This is a genomic window from Streptomyces sp. NPDC030798 (genome assembly GCF_055572275.1).
On sequence record NZ_JBVIDR010000017.1, the window covers coordinates 143,952 to 159,140 of the forward strand.

The following is a 15,189-nucleotide window of genomic DNA, read 5'->3' on the forward strand; positions in this document are numbered from 1 at the left end:
GCGGGGGCCCTCGCGGGGAGGGAACCTCACGTGGGCAGACACGCCCCGGGACGGCGCGGACTCGCCGCGGCCGTCTCCTCGTTCGCGGTCGCCGTGGCGGCCGTGGCCTTCGCCGTCCTGCCGGAGGACGGCGCCTCGGCCGACCCGGTCACCACGGCGGCCGCCGGCAGCGAGATCACGCTCACCGACCCGAGTTCCGCCACACCGCGCACGGACCGCCCGTACGCGGCCGGCGAGCGCGGGTTCCTGCACCGGCAGGCCGGCGTGCCGGGGCTGCTGTGGACGGATTACGCGGACGGCACCACGCGCGGCGTCAGCAACGACGACGGCAGCCCCTACACGCCCGGCCAGGGCTGCACCGTCATCGGCTCGGCCTGCCGTACGGCCTGGTACGGCTCGGACGGCGACCTGGTCGCGCTGCCTGCCGGCACGACCAGCAACGCCGTCGTCCTGTGGGACCCGGCGACGGACCGGCGGACCAAGGTCGCCTTCGGGCAGAGCAACCGCTACTACCGGGCACTGGCCGGCGACACGATCGTCACCGGCTACAGCCTGGTGGACCAGGTCGACGGGCAGTGGCGGGAACGTACGATCACCGGCGAGCCGACGAACATCCAGAGCGAGGACATCGTCGCCGCGGACTCCGCCGGCGTGCTGTGGGCGCGCAACGGCGGCATCCGGTACGTCGACGCCGGGACGGCCGTGAACACCCAGGTGTTCACCGACACCACGTACGCCACGCACTACGTGATGTCCGAGGACCGGATCGGCTGGTACCAGTCGGGCACCGCCGAGCTGCATCTGAAGGACCGGCACGACCCGTCCGCGCCCGAGCAGGTCGTCACGTTCGACCACCCGGGCGCCCTGGACGGCGACCCGGTGCTGGTCGGCGACTGGCTGCTGCTTCCGCTGGACACCGGGACCGCCACGTCCCGGCTGGTCGCGGTGTCGGTGACCGACGGCCACTCCGAGACCCTGCTGGACAGCGCCGGCGCCTACGTGGCTGCCGCCCCGGGCGGGGACGCCCTCATCACCGGCGGCAGCGGCGCGTCGGACTGGTGGGTGCAGCGGGTGGGCCGGGCCGCGGACGGCTCGCTGAAGCTTGAGAAGGTGTACCAGGTCCCGGCGCAGGAGAACCCCAAGACGGGGCTCGCGTTCAGCCGGGGCAGCCTGCGCGTCGCCGAGGACGACCCGAGCAGCGCCTCCGACACGACCTCCGTACGCCAGGTCGGCATCGTCGCCGGCACCCCGACCGCCACACCGGCCACGGACAGCTCGGCGATCAGCCCCGAGTGCCCGTACGCCGGCACCACCTGCTCGGCGATGTTCGGCAACCTCGGCGACGGGCCGCGAGACGTCTACCTGGACACCTACTACGACGGCGGCGAGGGCGGCAGCGGCCTGGAGCACGCCGACCGGCTGGTCTCGATCGGCGGCGGCCGCCTGGAGTTCCACACCGGGGGCGGCACGATCGTCGACGTCTCCGACGACTACGCCGTCTACAACTCCGGCGGCTCGACGCCGATGCAGTACGTCGGCGACTTCGGCCAGGGCCAGAAGCTGAAGCGCTCGGTCCGCGCCGCCGCCCTGCACGGCCCCACCCTGTGGAGCGCCACCTCGACGGCCGGCCAGCTGACCTCCTACAGCCTCACCCAGGACAAGACCCTCGCCACGGTGACGGTTCCGGGCCTGGCCTGCGTGCCGAGCGAGCTGCAGGCGGCGGGCCGCTGGGTGTACTGGGCGTGCGGCACGGACTCGGCCGGGGTGTACGACACACAGGCGGGTACGTCCCGCCCGGTGGCCCCGGGTGACGTGCTGCTCGGCGACGGCTTCACGGTCCGCCACGACCACGGCGACGACCAGCTGGTCCTCACGGACGCCACCACCGGCGCCACGAGCGTGCTCGCCTCCGACGTGCCGGAGACCGGGCTCGCCGCCGACCGGCGCTACCGCTGGACGGTGGACGAGTACACGGGCATGGTCGCCTGGTTCGACCGGTACGAGCGGACCCATGTGGCCGCCACGCACATCGCGCCGTCGGCGGTGACGGTGTTCGAGACGCAGGCCGGAACCCATGTGGGCCCGGGCATGCGCTTCGAAGGCTCCTGGCTGCTGTCCCGGCCGGTCCAGTCCTGGTCCGTGACGTTCACCTCCGTCCAGAGCGGCGCGACCGGCAGGCTCACGGACACGACCACCGGCGGAGCGTCCGCGGCACGGGTGGCGGCGTTCTGGTACGGCACCACGGTCACCGGGGAGAGGTTCCCCACGGGCGAGTTCACCTGGACCCTCAAGGCCACCGCCACCGGCACGACCGTCACCCTCGCGAGCGGCGAGGGCTTCCTGTCCCGGGGCGCGGCGGTACGCCACGACTTCACCAGCCCCGACGGGCCGGACGGCCGGGGTGACCTGCTCACCCTCAACTCCTCCGGCGGGCTGACCTTCCAGTCCGGCACGGGCACGGGCACGTTCGGCGAGAAGACCAGCGGCGCCGGCTGGTCCACCACCGTCCGGGCCGTCCCCTTCGGCGACCTGAGCGGCGACCGCTGCAACGACGTCCTGGTGCGCTACAGCAGCGGCGCCCTGCGGCTGTACAAGCCGGGCTGCGGCAAGGCGCTCACCCCGCAGACGTCGTACACGACGCTCGCGAGCAGCGGCTGGACCCAGTACGACGTGCTGACCTCGCCCGGTGACGTCAGCGGCGACGGACTCCCGGACCTGATCGCCCGCAACAGCTCCACCGGGGCCGTGTACCTCTACAAGGGCACCAGCGACGGCAAGCTGTCCTCGCGGGTGAAGCTGTACGACGACTGGAAGGGCTACAAGAAGATCGTCGGCGCCGGTGACCTCGACGGCGACGGCATCGGTGACCTGCTCGCCCAGGACAAGGCCAACACCCTGTTCCGCTACCACGGCAAGGGCAACGGCACCTTCGCCGCCCGCGCCAAGGTGTTCAGCGACTGGGGCGGCTCCTACAACGCCGTCGTGGGCGTCGGTGACATCACCGACGACGGCAGGGCCGACCTGGTCTCCCGGGACAGCAGCGGCAACGTGTACCGCAACAGCGGTGACGGCAAGGGCTCCTTCGGCTCCCGTACGAAGATCGCGACGGGCTGGGGCGGGTACAAGTCCCTGTCCTGACGGCCCTGCAACGCCGGACGGCCCCGGGACCGTGGAGGTCCCGGGGCCGTCGTGCGTCGCGACTACTTGGGCTGCGGCTTGCGGATGTTCAGGTGCAGCTCGCGCAGGCGGGACTCGTCCAGCTCGGTGGGCGCGCCCATCATCAGGTCCTGGGCGTTGCCGTTGAGCGGGAAGGCGATCGTCTCGCGGATGTTGGGCTCGTCCGCGAGGAGCATGACGATGCGGTCCACGCCCGGGGCGATGCCGCCGTGCGGCGGGGCGCCGAAGCGGAACGCGCGGAGCATGCCGGCGAACTCGCGCTCGGTGGTCTCGCGGTCGTAGCCGGCGATCTCGAAGGCCTTGAGCATGATGTCCGGCTCGTGGTTCCGGATCGCGCCGGAGGACAGCTCGACGCCGTTGCAGACGATGTCGTACTGCCAGGCCAGGATGTCCAGCGGGTCCTGGGTCTCCAGGGCCTCCATGCCGCCCTGGGGCATCGAGAAGGGGTTGTGCGAAAAGTCGATCTTGCCGGTGTCCTCGTCCTTCTCGAACATCGGGAAGTCGACGATCCAGCAGAACCGGAAGACGTTCTCCTCGAAGTGGCCGGCGCGCTTGGCGGCCTCGACGCGGACCGCGCCCATGATCTTGGAGACCTCGTCGAACTCGCCGGCGCCGAAGAACACCGCGTGGCCCGGGGCGAGCGAGAGCCGCTTGGTCAGCTCGGCGACGTTCTCCTCGGTGAGGAACTTCGCGATCGGGCCGGACAGCGCGCCGTCCTCGCCGACACGGACCCAGGCCAGGCCCTTGGCGCCCAGCGAGATCGCGTACTCACCGAGCTGGTCGAAGAACTTGCGGGGCTGGTCCTGGACCGCGGGGACGGCCAGGGCGCGCACGTGCTTGCCGGCGAAGGCCTTGAACTCCGAGCCCTCGAAGACGTCGGTGATGTCGACCAGTTCGAGCTTGGCGCGCAGGTCCGGCTTGTCGGAGCCGTACTTCAGCATCGCCTCGCGGAACGGGATCCGCGGGAACGGCGAGGTGACGTGGCGGCCGCCGCCGAACTCCTCGAACAGCTCGGTCATCAGCTGCTCGATCGGCTGGAAGACGTCCTCCTGCTCGACGAAGCTCATCTCGACGTCGAGCTGGTAGAACTCGCCCGGCGAGCGGTCGGCGCGGGCGTCCTCGTCGCGGAAGCAGGGCGCGATCTGGAAGTAGCGGTCGAAGCCGGAGATCATCAGCAGCTGCTTGAACTGCTGCGGGGCCTGGGGCAGGGCGTAGAACTTGCCCGGGTGCAGGCGCGAGGGCACGACGAAGTCGCGGGCGCCCTCGGGGGAGGTGGCCGTCAGGATCGGCGTCGCCAGCTCGTTGAAGCCGAGGCCGCTCATCTTCTGGCGGATCGCCGAGATGACCTGGGTGCGCAGCATGATGTTGCGGTGCATGCGCTCACGGCGCAGGTCCAGGAAGCGGTACTCCAGGCGCCGCTCCTCGTTGACGCCGTCCTCGGTGTTGATGGTGAAGGGGAGCGGGGCGGCGGCGCCCAGCAGCTCCACCTCGGTCACCTCGACCTCGACCTCGCCGGTGGGCAGGTCGGGGTTGATGTTCTCGGTTCCACGTGAAACAACGCGGCCGTCGACGCGGACCGTGGACTCCTTGGAGACCTTGTCCAGCGCGTCGTAGGCGGGCGTGCCGGGGCGGGCCACCAGCTGCGTGATGCCGTAGTGGTCGCGCAGATCGATGAAGAGGATGCCGCCCAGGTCGCGCCGATTGTGCAGCCAGCCACTCAGCCGGACGTCGGTGCCGACGTCAGAGGCGCGGAGCTGGCCGCAGGTGTGGGACCTGTACCGATGCATCGTCGTTCATCGTCCTTCGTGGTGGGGTGATGAGTGCCGGGGCAGCTCCCCCGGCGGGGCCGGGCACGGGGCCCGGACCCATCAAGGGTACCGGGCACCCCAAGATCGGCTCCCCACCATTACGGCCCGCCCCCGGCGGACTCCCGAGCGGAACCGACTGCCCTCCCAGGGTGGCAGTTATCGTTCGCATCTTCTTAAAGTGGGGCAATGCGTACAGGCGAGCCCCTGCCGTCGGTCGGTGACGTCCTCGCCGCCCTCGCGACCGGGCTGTGGCACTGGGACACGGCCGCGGGACTGGTCACCGTGGACGCGGAGGCGGCGCGGCTGCTCGGGCTGCCCGCGGAGCAGGTCACGCTCACCGAGGCCCAGACCCGGGCCCGGCTGCACCCGGTCGACTGGAACGAGATCACCGGGGTGGTCCAGCTTGCGGCCTCCGAGGGCACCCTCGCCGAGGTGCGCGTCCGGATCGTCGACGAGCACGGGCGGGTCGTCCGCGTCGTCCGCAGCCGGTCGAAGCCGTCCTTCGACCCGAACCGGCGGGCGTACGAGCTGATCGGCACCCTGCAGGAGGTCACCGAGCCGATCCCGGGCGCCTCGGCGGCGCGCAGCGCGGTCACCGGGGACTGGCGGCGCTCCCGGGAGGCGTTCCTGCTGGACGCGGGCCGGGCCCTGGCGGAGGCGCGGTCGACGGCGGAGGTGCTGCGGGTCGCGGCGGGCCTGTCCATGCCGGGCTTCACCCCGGACGGACTCGCGGTGTTCGGCGTGGAGGGCGACCGGCTCACCGTCATCGGCCACCACGGGCACGCCCCGGGCGACGACAGCCCCTTCTCCCACATGCCGCTGGCCACGGACTACCCGGCCGCGGAGGTCGTGCGCACCGGCCGGGCCGTCTATCTCTCCTCCCCGGAGGAGTACATGGCGCGCTACCCGGTCACCTGGCCGCTGGCCCGCCACTTCGGCCGCCACTCCTGGGCGTTCCTGCCGCTGACGGTGGCGGGCCGCACGATGGGCGCCTGGATGGCGGCCTTCACCTACCCGGTGGCGTTCACGCCCGACGAGCGGGCCGTGCTGACGACGGTGGCCCGGATGCTCGCCCAGGCGCTGACGCGGGCCGGTGCCGCGGAGACCGAGCGGGAGCTGACCGAGGGGCTGCAGCGCTCCATGCTGCCCTCGCTGGGCCCCGAGATCCCGGGCATGCGGGTGGCCGCCCGCTACATCCCGACCGGCGGCGGGCTGCAGGTCGGCGGCGACTGGTACGACATGATCCCGCTGCCCGGCGGGAGATTCGCGCTGGCCATCGGGGACGTACAGGGCCATGACGTGCGGGCGGCCGGGCTGATGGGCCAGCTCCGCATCGCCCTGCGCGCCTACGCCTCCGAGGGGCACCGCCCCGACGCCGTGCTCTCCCGCGCCTCCCGCTTTCTGCACGGCATCACCCACGACGAGCACATGACCGACGTGCGGTTCGCGACGTGCCTCTACGTGGAGGCCGACCCGGGCACCGGCATGCTGGAGATGGCCCGCGCAGGGCATCCGGACCCGGCGATCCGGATGGCGGACGGCACGGTGATGATGCGGCCGACCGCGGGCGGGCTGCCGCTGGGCGTCGACCCGGACGCCGACTACCCGACGACCCGGTTCGCGCTGGAGCCGGGCGAGACGATGATGCTGTGCACCGACGGTCTGATCGAGACCGGCGGGCACGACATCGAGAGCGGCTGGCGGCGCATCCGCAAGATCCTGGAGGAGCACCAGGGGGACGTGGAGTCGCTGGCGGACGCGCTGGTGCAGGGCGTGCACGGGCCGTCCTCGCACCACACCACGGGCCCGCTGGCCGACCGGCGCGAGGACGACATCGCGGTCGTGCTGCTGTGCCGGCCGGAGGAGGGTGCCGTGCGGCCCACCGCGCGGCGCACGCTGCTGTCGGTGGCGCAGGACGAGCCCGAGCGGATCGCCGGGGCCCGACGGCATCTGCGCGAGCTGCTGCACGACTGGCGGTCGGCCGAGCAGGTCGACTCCGCGGTGCTGCTGGTCTCCGAGATGGTCACCAACGTCCTGGTGCACACCGATGCCGACGCGCTGCTGATCGCCGAGGTCACCGGGGAGCCGGGCGGGCGCCGGCTGCGGGTGGAGGTCACGGACGCCGGGGACGACCTGCCGCACAAGCGCCGGCCCGGGGAGCTGGCCTCCTCCGGCCGCGGTCTGATGCTGATCGAGCTGCTCGCCCACTCCTGGGGGGTGGAGCCGCGGGGCGAGGGCAAGGGCATCTGGTTCGAGCTCTACGAGTCCGACGGCTCGACCGGCCCGGACGGTCCCGGGAGCCCGGGGGGCCCGGTGGGCCCGGTGGGCCCGGGCGGCGTGGACGTCCCGCCCGGCCCCCGGCCGTTCGGCCGGCCGTAGCGGGCGCGCAGTTCGTGTGCGACGCCGGTGGCGGCCGCGGTCAGCGGCACCGCGAGCAGCATGCCGACGATGCCCGCGACGGACGCCCCGGCGGTGATCGCCACCAGCACCACCGCCGGATGCATCTGCACGGTCCGGCTCTGGATCACCGGCTGCAGCACATGCCCCTCCAGCACCTGCACGGCGAGGACGACCCCCAGCGCCCACAGCGCGACGACGAAGCCGCGGTCGGCGAGGGCCACCAGCACGGCCACCGCGCCCGAGACGAAGGCGCCCAGGTAGGGGATGTAGGCGCCGACGAAGACGAGTGCGCCCAGGCCGATGGCGCCCGGCACCCGCAGGATCAGCAGGCCGACGGTGATGCAGAAGGCGTCGATGAGCGCGATGAGGGTGGTGCCGCGCATGAAGCCCTGCACCGCCTCGAAGGCCCGCCGCGCCATGGCCTCCAGGGTGTCGGCGGTGCCGCCGGGCGCGAGGTCCCGGAGGGCGTGGACGGCGCGCCCGGAGTCGCGCAGGAAGAAGAACGTGAGCAGCAGCGCGAGGACCGCCATGGCGAGGGTCTCGCCGACCACGCCGACCCCGCTGATGACGCCGGAGACGGCGGGCGCGCCGAACCGGGAGAGCAGCTTGCGGGCGTTGGCGGCGAGGTCGTCCAGCCCGGTGCCGGGGTACCCGAAGTGCCGCGCGACGGACTTGGTGGCGTCCTGCAGCGAGGTGATGATCTGGTCGCCGTTGTCGACGACGGCGCTGACGACGATGTACATCGCGCCGCCGACCACGGCCAGGACGGCGACACAGGTCACCGCGGCGGCCAGCGACCGCTGCACGCGCACGCGGACCAGCCACCGGTACAGCGGCCCGAGCAGCGCGCTGCCCAGCAGGGCGAGCAGCACCGGCACGAGGGCGGTGCGGAACCGGGCGCAGATCTGGACGGCGACCCAGCCGACCCCGGCGACGAGCAGCAGCACCGCACACCAGGCGGCGAGACGGCGGACGGGCTCGGGCAGCAGCTGCACCCGTCCAGCCGATCATGAAACCGGCCGGGCTGTCCTGTGTGGACGGCCCGGCCGGGTGACGGCCGTCAGCCCTGCGGGCCGGTCTCCGTCATGCCGTGCACGGCCGGGATCGTGCCGAGGCGGCCCTTCTGGTAGTCCTCGAAGGCCTGCATCAGCTCGTCCTTGGTGTTCATGACGAACGGGCCGTAGTGGACCATGGGCTCCCGGATGGGACGGCCACCGAGGAGGACGACCTCGAGGTCCGGGGTGTGGGAGTCCTGCCGCTCGTCCGCGCGGACGGTCAGCGAGGAGCCGGCCCCGAAGACCGCGGTCTGGCCGAGCTGGACCGGACGGCGTTCGCTGCCGACGGATCCCTTGCCGGCGAGCACGTACGCGAGGCCGTTGAAGTCCTCGCGCCAGGGCAGGGTGATCTCCGCGCCCGGCGCCAGCGTCGCGTGGATCATCGTGATCGGCGTGTGCGTGCTGCCGGGACCCTGGTGGCCGTCCAGCTCGCCGGCGATGACACGCAGCAGCGCGCCGCCGTCCGGGGAGGTGAGGAGCTGGACGTTGCCGCCGCGGATGTCCTGGTAGCGCGGGGCCATCATCTTGTCCCGGGCCGGGAGGTTCACCCACAGCTGCAGGCCGTGGAAGAGGCCGCCCGACATGACCAGGTGCTCCGGCGGCGCCTCGATGTGCAGCAGGCCGGAGCCCGCCGTCATCCACTGGGTGTCACCGTTGGTGATGGTGCCGCCGCCACCGTGGGAGTCCTGGTGGTCGAAGATGCCGTCGATGATGTAGGTGACGGTCTCGAAGCCGCGGTGGGGGTGCCACGGCGTGCCCTTGGGCTCTCCGGGCTGGTAGTCCACCTCGCCCATCTGATCCATCATGATGAACGGGTCGAGGTAGCGGTAGTTGATCCCGGCGAACGCGCGGCGCACCGGGAAGCCCTCTCCCTCGAAACCGCTCGGAGCGGTGGTGACGGCGAGTACGGGACGGGCCACCGCGTCGGCGGGAGCGGTCACGCGGGGCAGCGTCAACGGGTTCTCGACGGTCACTGCAGGCATGGTCGGACCTCCTTGTGCTCCGAGTTTAGTTGAGCATTGAACTTTCTGCCACCCACAACACAGAGAGCCCGGAGGGCATTCCCTCCGGGCTCCGGGGTTCGCAACGGCTCAGCCGTACATTCTGCGCATCGCGAAGTCGACCATCTGCTCGACCGCCTTGGCGTCGAACACCATGCGGTGCTCGCCCTCCATGTCCAGGACGAAGCCGTAGCCGGTCGGCAGCAGGTCGATCACCTCGGCGCCGGTGATCACGAAGTACTTGGACTCCTTGCCCGCGTACCGGCGCAGCTCCTTCAGCGAGGTGAACATGGGGATCACCGGCTGCTGGGTGTTGTGCAGGGCGAGGAAGCCGGGAGTGTCGCCGCGCGGGCAGTACACCTTCGACGTCGCGAAGATCTGCTGGAAGTCCTCCGCGGACATCTGCCCGGTGGTGAAGGCACGCACCGCGTCCGCGAGCGAGGGCGGGGACGGCTCGGGATACAGCGGCGGCTGCTGCCCGTAGCCGCCGGCCATCGGCTGCTGAGGTGCGGCGTACTGCTGCTGCGAAGCCCCGCCGTCCATGGGCTGGCCGTATCCGTACATGCCCCAAAGAGTAACCAGTCACAGATGACCCGATCGGGCTTGCTTCTTATTACCGACGGGTAGCATCATCGTAGCCACTTGTTGGAACGTGAACAGTTGCGAGGAGCCAGTGCCTCGCCGAGTCCTCAACGGAGTTGTCTCATGGGGCACTACAAGTCCAATCTCCGCGACATCGAGTTCAACCTCTTCGAAGTGCTCGGCCGCGACAAGCTGTACGGCACCGGTCCGTTCGAGGAGATGGACACCGACACCGCCAAGAGCGTCCTGGAGGAGCTGACCCGCCTCGCCGAGAACGAGCTGGCGGAGTCCTTCGCCGACGCCGACCGCAACCCGCCGGTCTTCGACCCCGAGACGAACACCGCGCCGATACCGGAGAGCTTCAAGAAGAGCTACAAGGCCTTCATGGACTCCGAGTACTGGCGGCTCGGCCTGCCCGAGGAGATCGGCGGCACCACCGCCCCGCCGTCCCTGATCTGGGCGTACGCGGAGCTGATCCTCGGCGCCAACCCGGCCGTGTGGATGTACTCCTCCGGCCCGGCGTTCGCCCGCATCCTCTTCGAGGAGGGCACCGAGGAGCAGAAGAAGTGGGCGCAGATCGCCGTGGACCGGACCTGGGGTTCGACCATGGTGCTCACCGAGCCCGACGCCGGCTCGGACGTCGGCGCCGGCCGCACCAAGGCGGTCCAGCAGGAGGACGGCTCCTGGCACATCGAGGGCGTGAAGCGCTTCATCACCTCCGGTGAGCACGACATGGAGGAGAACATCCTCCACTACGTCCTCGCCCGTCCCGAGGGAGCCGGTCCCGGCACCAAGGGCCTGTCCCTCTTCCTCGTCCCGAAGTACCTCTTCGACTTCGAGACCGGCGAGATCGGCGAGCGCAACGGCGTCTACGCCACCAACGTCGAGCACAAGATGGGCCTGAAGGCCTCCAACACCTGCGAGATGACCTTCGGCGACCGCCACCCCGCCAAGGGCTGGCTGATCGGCGACAAGCACGACGGCATCCGCCAGATGTTCCGCATCATCGAGTTCGCCCGCATGATGGTCGGCACGAAGGCGATCTCCACGCTGTCGACGGGCTACCTCAACGCGCTGGAGTACGCCAAGGAGCGCGTCCAGGGTCCGGACCTGGCGAACTTCATGGACAAGACCGCGCCCAAGGTCACCATCACCCACCACCCCGACGTGCGCCGCTCGCTGATCACGCAGAAGGCGTACGCGGAGGGCATGCGCGCCCTCGTCCTCTACACCGCCTCCGTCCAGGACGCGATCGCCGTCAAGGAGGCGGCCGGCGAGGACGCCAAGGCCGAGCACGCGCTCAACGACCTGCTCCTGCCGATCGTCAAGGGCTACGGCTCCGAGAAGGGCTACGAGCAGCTCGCCCAGTCGCTGCAGACCTTCGGCGGCTCCGGCTTCCTGCAGGAGTACCCGATCGAGCAGTACATCCGCGACGCCAAGATCGACACGCTGTACGAGGGCACCACCGCGATCCAGGGCCAGGACTTCTTCTTCCGGAAGATCGTCCGCAACCAGGGCGCCGCCCTCAACAGCCTCGCCGAGGACATCAAGAAGTTCCTGGCGCTCGGCACCGGCGGCGAGGAGCTGGCCGGCGCCCGCGAGCACCTGGCGAAGGCGGCCGTGGAGCTGGAGGCGATCGTCGGCCTGATGCTGACCGACCTCGCCGCCACCGAGGAGGACGTCAAGAACATCTACAAGGTGGGCCTGAACACCACCCGCCTGCTGCTCGCCTCCGGTGACGTGATCGTCGGCTACCTGCTGCTCAAGGGTGCCGCCATCGCCGCCGAGAAGCTGCCGACCGCCTCGGCCAAGGACAAGGCCTTCTACACCGGCAAGATCGCGGCGGCGAAGTTCTTCGCGGCCAACGTGCTGCCGGGCGTCACCCTGGCCCGCAAGGTCGCCGGGACCGTCGACCTCGACCTGATGGAGCTGGACGAGGCCGCGTTCTAGAAAGGCCGGATTCGCCCCCACCGATCACCGCCGTGGGCCCGCCTCCGTACCGGGGGCGGGCCCACGCACGTCGTTAAGGTAAGCCCCATGAGCGCACCAGCCCGCTTCGACCGCGGCCACACCGACGACCTGATGTCCTTCCTGGCGGCGAGTCCGTCGCCGTACCACGCCGTGGCGAACACCGCCGAGCGGCTGGAGAAGGCCGGCTTCCGGCAGGTCGCCGAGACGGACGCCTGGGACGCGGCCGCCGGCGGCCGGTACGTGCTGCGCGGCGGCGCGATCGTCGCCTGGTACGTCCCTCAGGGCGCCGCACCGCACACCCCCTTCCACATCATCGGCGCGCACACCGACTCCCCCAGCCTGCGCGTCAAGCCGCGGCCGGACAGCGGGGCGCACGGCTGGCGCCAGGTCGCGGTGGAGATCTACGGCGGTCCGCTGCTGAACTCCTGGCTCGACCGCGACCTGGGCGTGGCCGGCCGGCTGACCCTGCGCGACGGCTCCACGGTGCTGGTGAACGTGGACCGGCCGCTGCTCAGGGTGCCCCAGCTCGCCATCCACCTGGACCGCACGGTCACCAGCGAGGGCCTGAAGCTGGACAAGCAGCGCCATCTGCAGCCGGTGTGGGGGCTCGGCGACGACCTGCGCGACGGCGACCTGATCGCCTTCCTGGAGGAGGAGGCGGGAGTGGCGGCCGGTTCGGTGGCCGGCTGGGACCTGACGCTGCACCCGGTGGAGGCGCCCGCCTACCTCGGCCGGGACCGCGAGCTGGTCGCCGGGCCGCGCATGGACAACCTGCTGTCGGTGCACGCAGCCGCCGCCGCCCTCACCGCCGTGGCCGCCTCCGGCGCCCCCCTCGACCGCATCCCCGTGCTGGCCGCCTTCGACCACGAGGAGAACGGCTCCCAGTCCGACACCGGCGCCGACGGCCCGCTGCTCGGCACGGTGCTGGAGCGCTCGGTGTTCGCGCGCGGAGGGTCGTACGAGGACCGGGCCCGCGCCTTCGCCGCCACCGTCTGCCTGTCCTCCGACACCGGGCACGCCGTCCACCCCAACTACGCCGAGCGGCACGACCCGACGCACCACCCGCGCGTCAACGGCGGGCCGATCCTCAAGGTCAACGTCAACAACCGCTACGCCACGGACGGTTCCGGCCGGGCGGTGTTCGCCGCCGCCTGCGAGCGGGCGGGCGTGCCCCTGCAGAGCTTCGTCTCCAACAACTCCATGCCCTGCGGCACCACCATCGGCCCCATCACCGCCGCCCGGCACGGCATCCGGACCGTCGACATCGGCGTGGCCATCCTGTCGATGCACAGCGTGCGCGAACTGTGCGGCGCCGACGACCCGTTCCTGCTGGCCAACGCCCTGGTGGCGTTCCTGGAGGGCTGACTTCCGCCCCCGGCGTCCCCCCTGCGGAACCGTTACTTTTGAACCTGTTCAAGTGCGGCTTCGGCGGCGTACGATGCGCTTCGCTCTTCAACGATCTGCGTATCCATGGTCTCGTGGGGGGACTTCACCTTGAGAAAGAGATCCCTGGCGCTCGCCTGCGCCTCCGTCACCGCGAGCGTGCTGCTCGGCCCGGTCCCGGCCGCCCACGCCGCGGTGGCGCCGGTGCTGTACGGCGTGGGCAGCGGTGACCACCCGGGCGACGGTCTGATGGCGGTGTCCGCCTCGTCGGACACCGCCATCACCTCGATCACCGCCCACCTGTACGCGCCGGGCTCCGCCGACGACGCCCCGGAGGTCACCGAGGTCAGCGACTTCACCCCGGACACCGGCACCGGTTTCGCCGACCTGTGGCGGACCACCACGCCGCTGCGCCTGGCCGACCTCGGCGCCTACCGCGTCGTCGTCGACCTGACCGACGCCGACGGGGACACCACCTCGGCCCAGGGCACCTACTGGTACGAGCTCGAAGCGCACCTGACGGATCTGCAGGCCACTCCGCAGAACCCGGACTACGAGCACCAGGACGTCACCGTCACCGGCGGCTTCACGGTCACCGACCCGCGCACCGGCGAGACGACACCGGCTGCGGACGCGCAGGTGGACCTCGAGATCTCCAACGGGGACGACGGGACGACCAGGACCGGCACCGACGGCCGTTTCACCGCCACGTACACCGTGACCGACGCGTCCAGCGCCGACGTCAACGCCTGGCTGCGGCTGGACGATCCCTTCTACCAGTCCCGGGCCAACGAGAGCGTCGGGGTCAGGGCCGTGCAGTCGGACACACGCGTGACGCTCGACGCCACCGAACTCGACGTCAGGGCCGGGCAGGCCGCGAAGGTCTCCGGGACGGCCGAGGTGTACGTCGGCGGGGCGTGGAAGCCGCTGGCCGGAGCCACGGTGGACGAGGTCTGGTCCGACGAGTTCGGCGGCGCGGCCTCACGGCCCGTCACGGGCGCCGACGGCCGCTTCACGGGGCAGCTGACGCTGCCGAAGACCGGCACGGTCGACGTGCAGGTGCGCAGTGGGACGTTCCTGAACTTCAGTGAGCCGCAGCAGGTGAAGGTGTACGTCGCGCGGAAGACGTCCCTCACCGACTTCACGGCGAGCCTGGACAAGTACTCCCGGCTGACCGCCAAGGGCAGGCTGCACACCGGCTCCAGCATCCCCGCAGACGCGGACAACAAGGTCGAGCTGCAGTACTCGGCCGACGGCAGGACCGGCTGGAGGACGATGAAGACCGTCACCCCGGGCAGCTTCGACCCCGAGTCCGGCGCGTCGTTCAAGGGCACCTTCGACGCGCCCTACCGGGGCTACTACCGGGCGCACTTCAAAGGCAGCCGCAACTGGCAGGAGTCGTACAGCACGGTCGTGTACGTCAGGCGCACCCCGACCCGCATCACCGACGGCAACGCCTCGCCGGAGCCGGTGCACAAGGGACACACCCTCACGTACAAGGGCAAGCTGCAGTACTACAGCTCGAGCAGCCACGCCTGGAAGGCCTACGCCGGCCAGAAGGTGAAGATCCTCTTCCGGCCCAAGGGCTCCAGCAGCTGGTACGACATGGGCAACGCCACCACCCGTTCCGACGGCACCTTCGGCAAGGGCTCGACCGCGTCGAAGGACGGCACGTGGGTCGCGGTGCTGCTGTACCCGAACAGCACGCACCTGGTCGGCTCGGGGCGCGAGGACTACGTCGACGTCCTCTGACCCGACGGCCGGACTGCGCCGCCCCGAGCATGTACGGGGCGGCGCAGGGTACCCGGACGG

At 71.2% G+C, this 15,189-nt stretch carries 8 protein-coding genes and 1 pseudogene; 5 read left to right on the forward strand and 4 right to left on the reverse strand.

The window, feature by feature from the left end:
- Positions 1-30: 30 nt before the first annotated feature.
- Positions 31-3,138, forward strand: a complete 3,108-nt coding sequence (locus ACZ404_RS32020) for an FG-GAP repeat domain-containing protein (RefSeq protein WP_468446012.1) — start codon at positions 31-33, stop codon at positions 3,136-3,138.
- Positions 3,139-3,200: 62 nt separating this feature from the next.
- On the opposite strand, the gene aspS is transcribed toward ACZ404_RS32020, so the two are convergent.
- Entirely contained in the window at positions 3,201-4,964 is a 1,764-nt protein-coding gene (gene aspS / locus ACZ404_RS32025) for an aspartate--tRNA ligase (protein ID WP_468446014.1), read from the reverse strand.
- A gap of 207 nt (positions 4,965-5,171) precedes the next feature.
- Between aspS and ACZ404_RS32030 the strand changes: the two genes are divergently transcribed.
- Positions 5,172-7,364: an ATP-binding SpoIIE family protein phosphatase gene (locus tag ACZ404_RS32030; protein ID WP_468446016.1), complete on the forward strand. Its 2,193-nt coding sequence runs from the start codon at positions 5,172-5,174 to the stop codon at positions 7,362-7,364.
- Here ACZ404_RS32030 and ACZ404_RS32035 read toward each other — a convergent pair.
- The 3 genes and pseudogenes from ACZ404_RS32035 to ACZ404_RS32045 form a co-directional block, all read right to left on the reverse strand.
- A pseudogene (locus ACZ404_RS32035) lies at positions 7,358-8,380 on the reverse strand (AI-2E family transporter); the annotation flags it as partial. The gene ACZ404_RS32030 and the pseudogene ACZ404_RS32035 sit on opposite strands and share 7 nt — an antisense overlap.
- A 65-nt stretch (positions 8,381-8,445) precedes the next feature.
- A complete protein-coding gene (locus tag ACZ404_RS32040) occupies positions 8,446-9,423 on the reverse strand; it encodes a pirin family protein (protein ID WP_468446018.1) in 978 nt (325 codons plus the stop codon).
- 108 nt (positions 9,424-9,531) lie between these two features.
- Complete coding sequence (locus ACZ404_RS32045; RefSeq protein WP_468446020.1) at positions 9,532-10,005, reverse strand: SseB family protein; 474 nt, start codon at positions 10,003-10,005, stop codon at positions 9,532-9,534.
- A 141-nt stretch (positions 10,006-10,146) separates the two neighbouring features.
- Between ACZ404_RS32045 and ACZ404_RS32050 the strand changes: the two genes are divergently transcribed.
- The 3 genes from ACZ404_RS32050 (at position 10,147) to ACZ404_RS32060 (ending at position 15,129) form a co-directional block, all read left to right on the forward strand.
- Complete coding sequence (locus ACZ404_RS32050) at positions 10,147-11,973, forward strand: acyl-CoA dehydrogenase (protein ID WP_468446022.1); 1,827 nt, start codon at positions 10,147-10,149, stop codon at positions 11,971-11,973.
- Positions 11,974-12,060: 87 nt separating this feature from the next.
- On the forward strand, positions 12,061-13,359 hold the full coding sequence (locus ACZ404_RS32055; protein ID WP_468446024.1) for a M18 family aminopeptidase: 1,299 nt from the start codon (positions 12,061-12,063) through the stop codon (positions 13,357-13,359).
- A 129-nt stretch (positions 13,360-13,488) separates the two neighbouring features.
- The gene (locus tag ACZ404_RS32060; RefSeq protein WP_468446026.1) at positions 13,489-15,129 is read left to right on the forward strand and encodes a hypothetical protein; all 1,641 of its coding nucleotides are present in this window, start codon (positions 13,489-13,491) and stop codon (positions 15,127-15,129) included.
- Positions 15,130-15,189 lie beyond the last annotated feature (60 nt).

Excerpts from the sequence above, each read along its gene's own strand:
- aspS (WP_468446014.1), bottom strand. The coding sequence starts at position 4,964 with ATGCATCGGTACAGGTCCCACACCTGCGGCCAGCTCCGCGCCTCTGAC.
- ACZ404_RS32030 (WP_468446016.1), top strand. The coding sequence starts at position 5,172 with ATGCGTACAGGCGAGCCCCTGCCGTCGGTCGGTGACGTCCTCGCCGCC.
- ACZ404_RS32040 (WP_468446018.1), bottom strand. The coding sequence starts at position 9,423 with ATGCCTGCAGTGACCGTCGAGAACCCGTTGACGCTGCCCCGCGTGACC.
- ACZ404_RS32045 (WP_468446020.1), bottom strand. The coding sequence starts at position 10,005 with ATGTACGGATACGGCCAGCCCATGGACGGCGGGGCTTCGCAGCAGCAG.
- ACZ404_RS32050 (WP_468446022.1), top strand. The coding sequence starts at position 10,147 with ATGGGGCACTACAAGTCCAATCTCCGCGACATCGAGTTCAACCTCTTC.
- ACZ404_RS32055 (WP_468446024.1), top strand. The coding sequence starts at position 12,061 with ATGAGCGCACCAGCCCGCTTCGACCGCGGCCACACCGACGACCTGATG.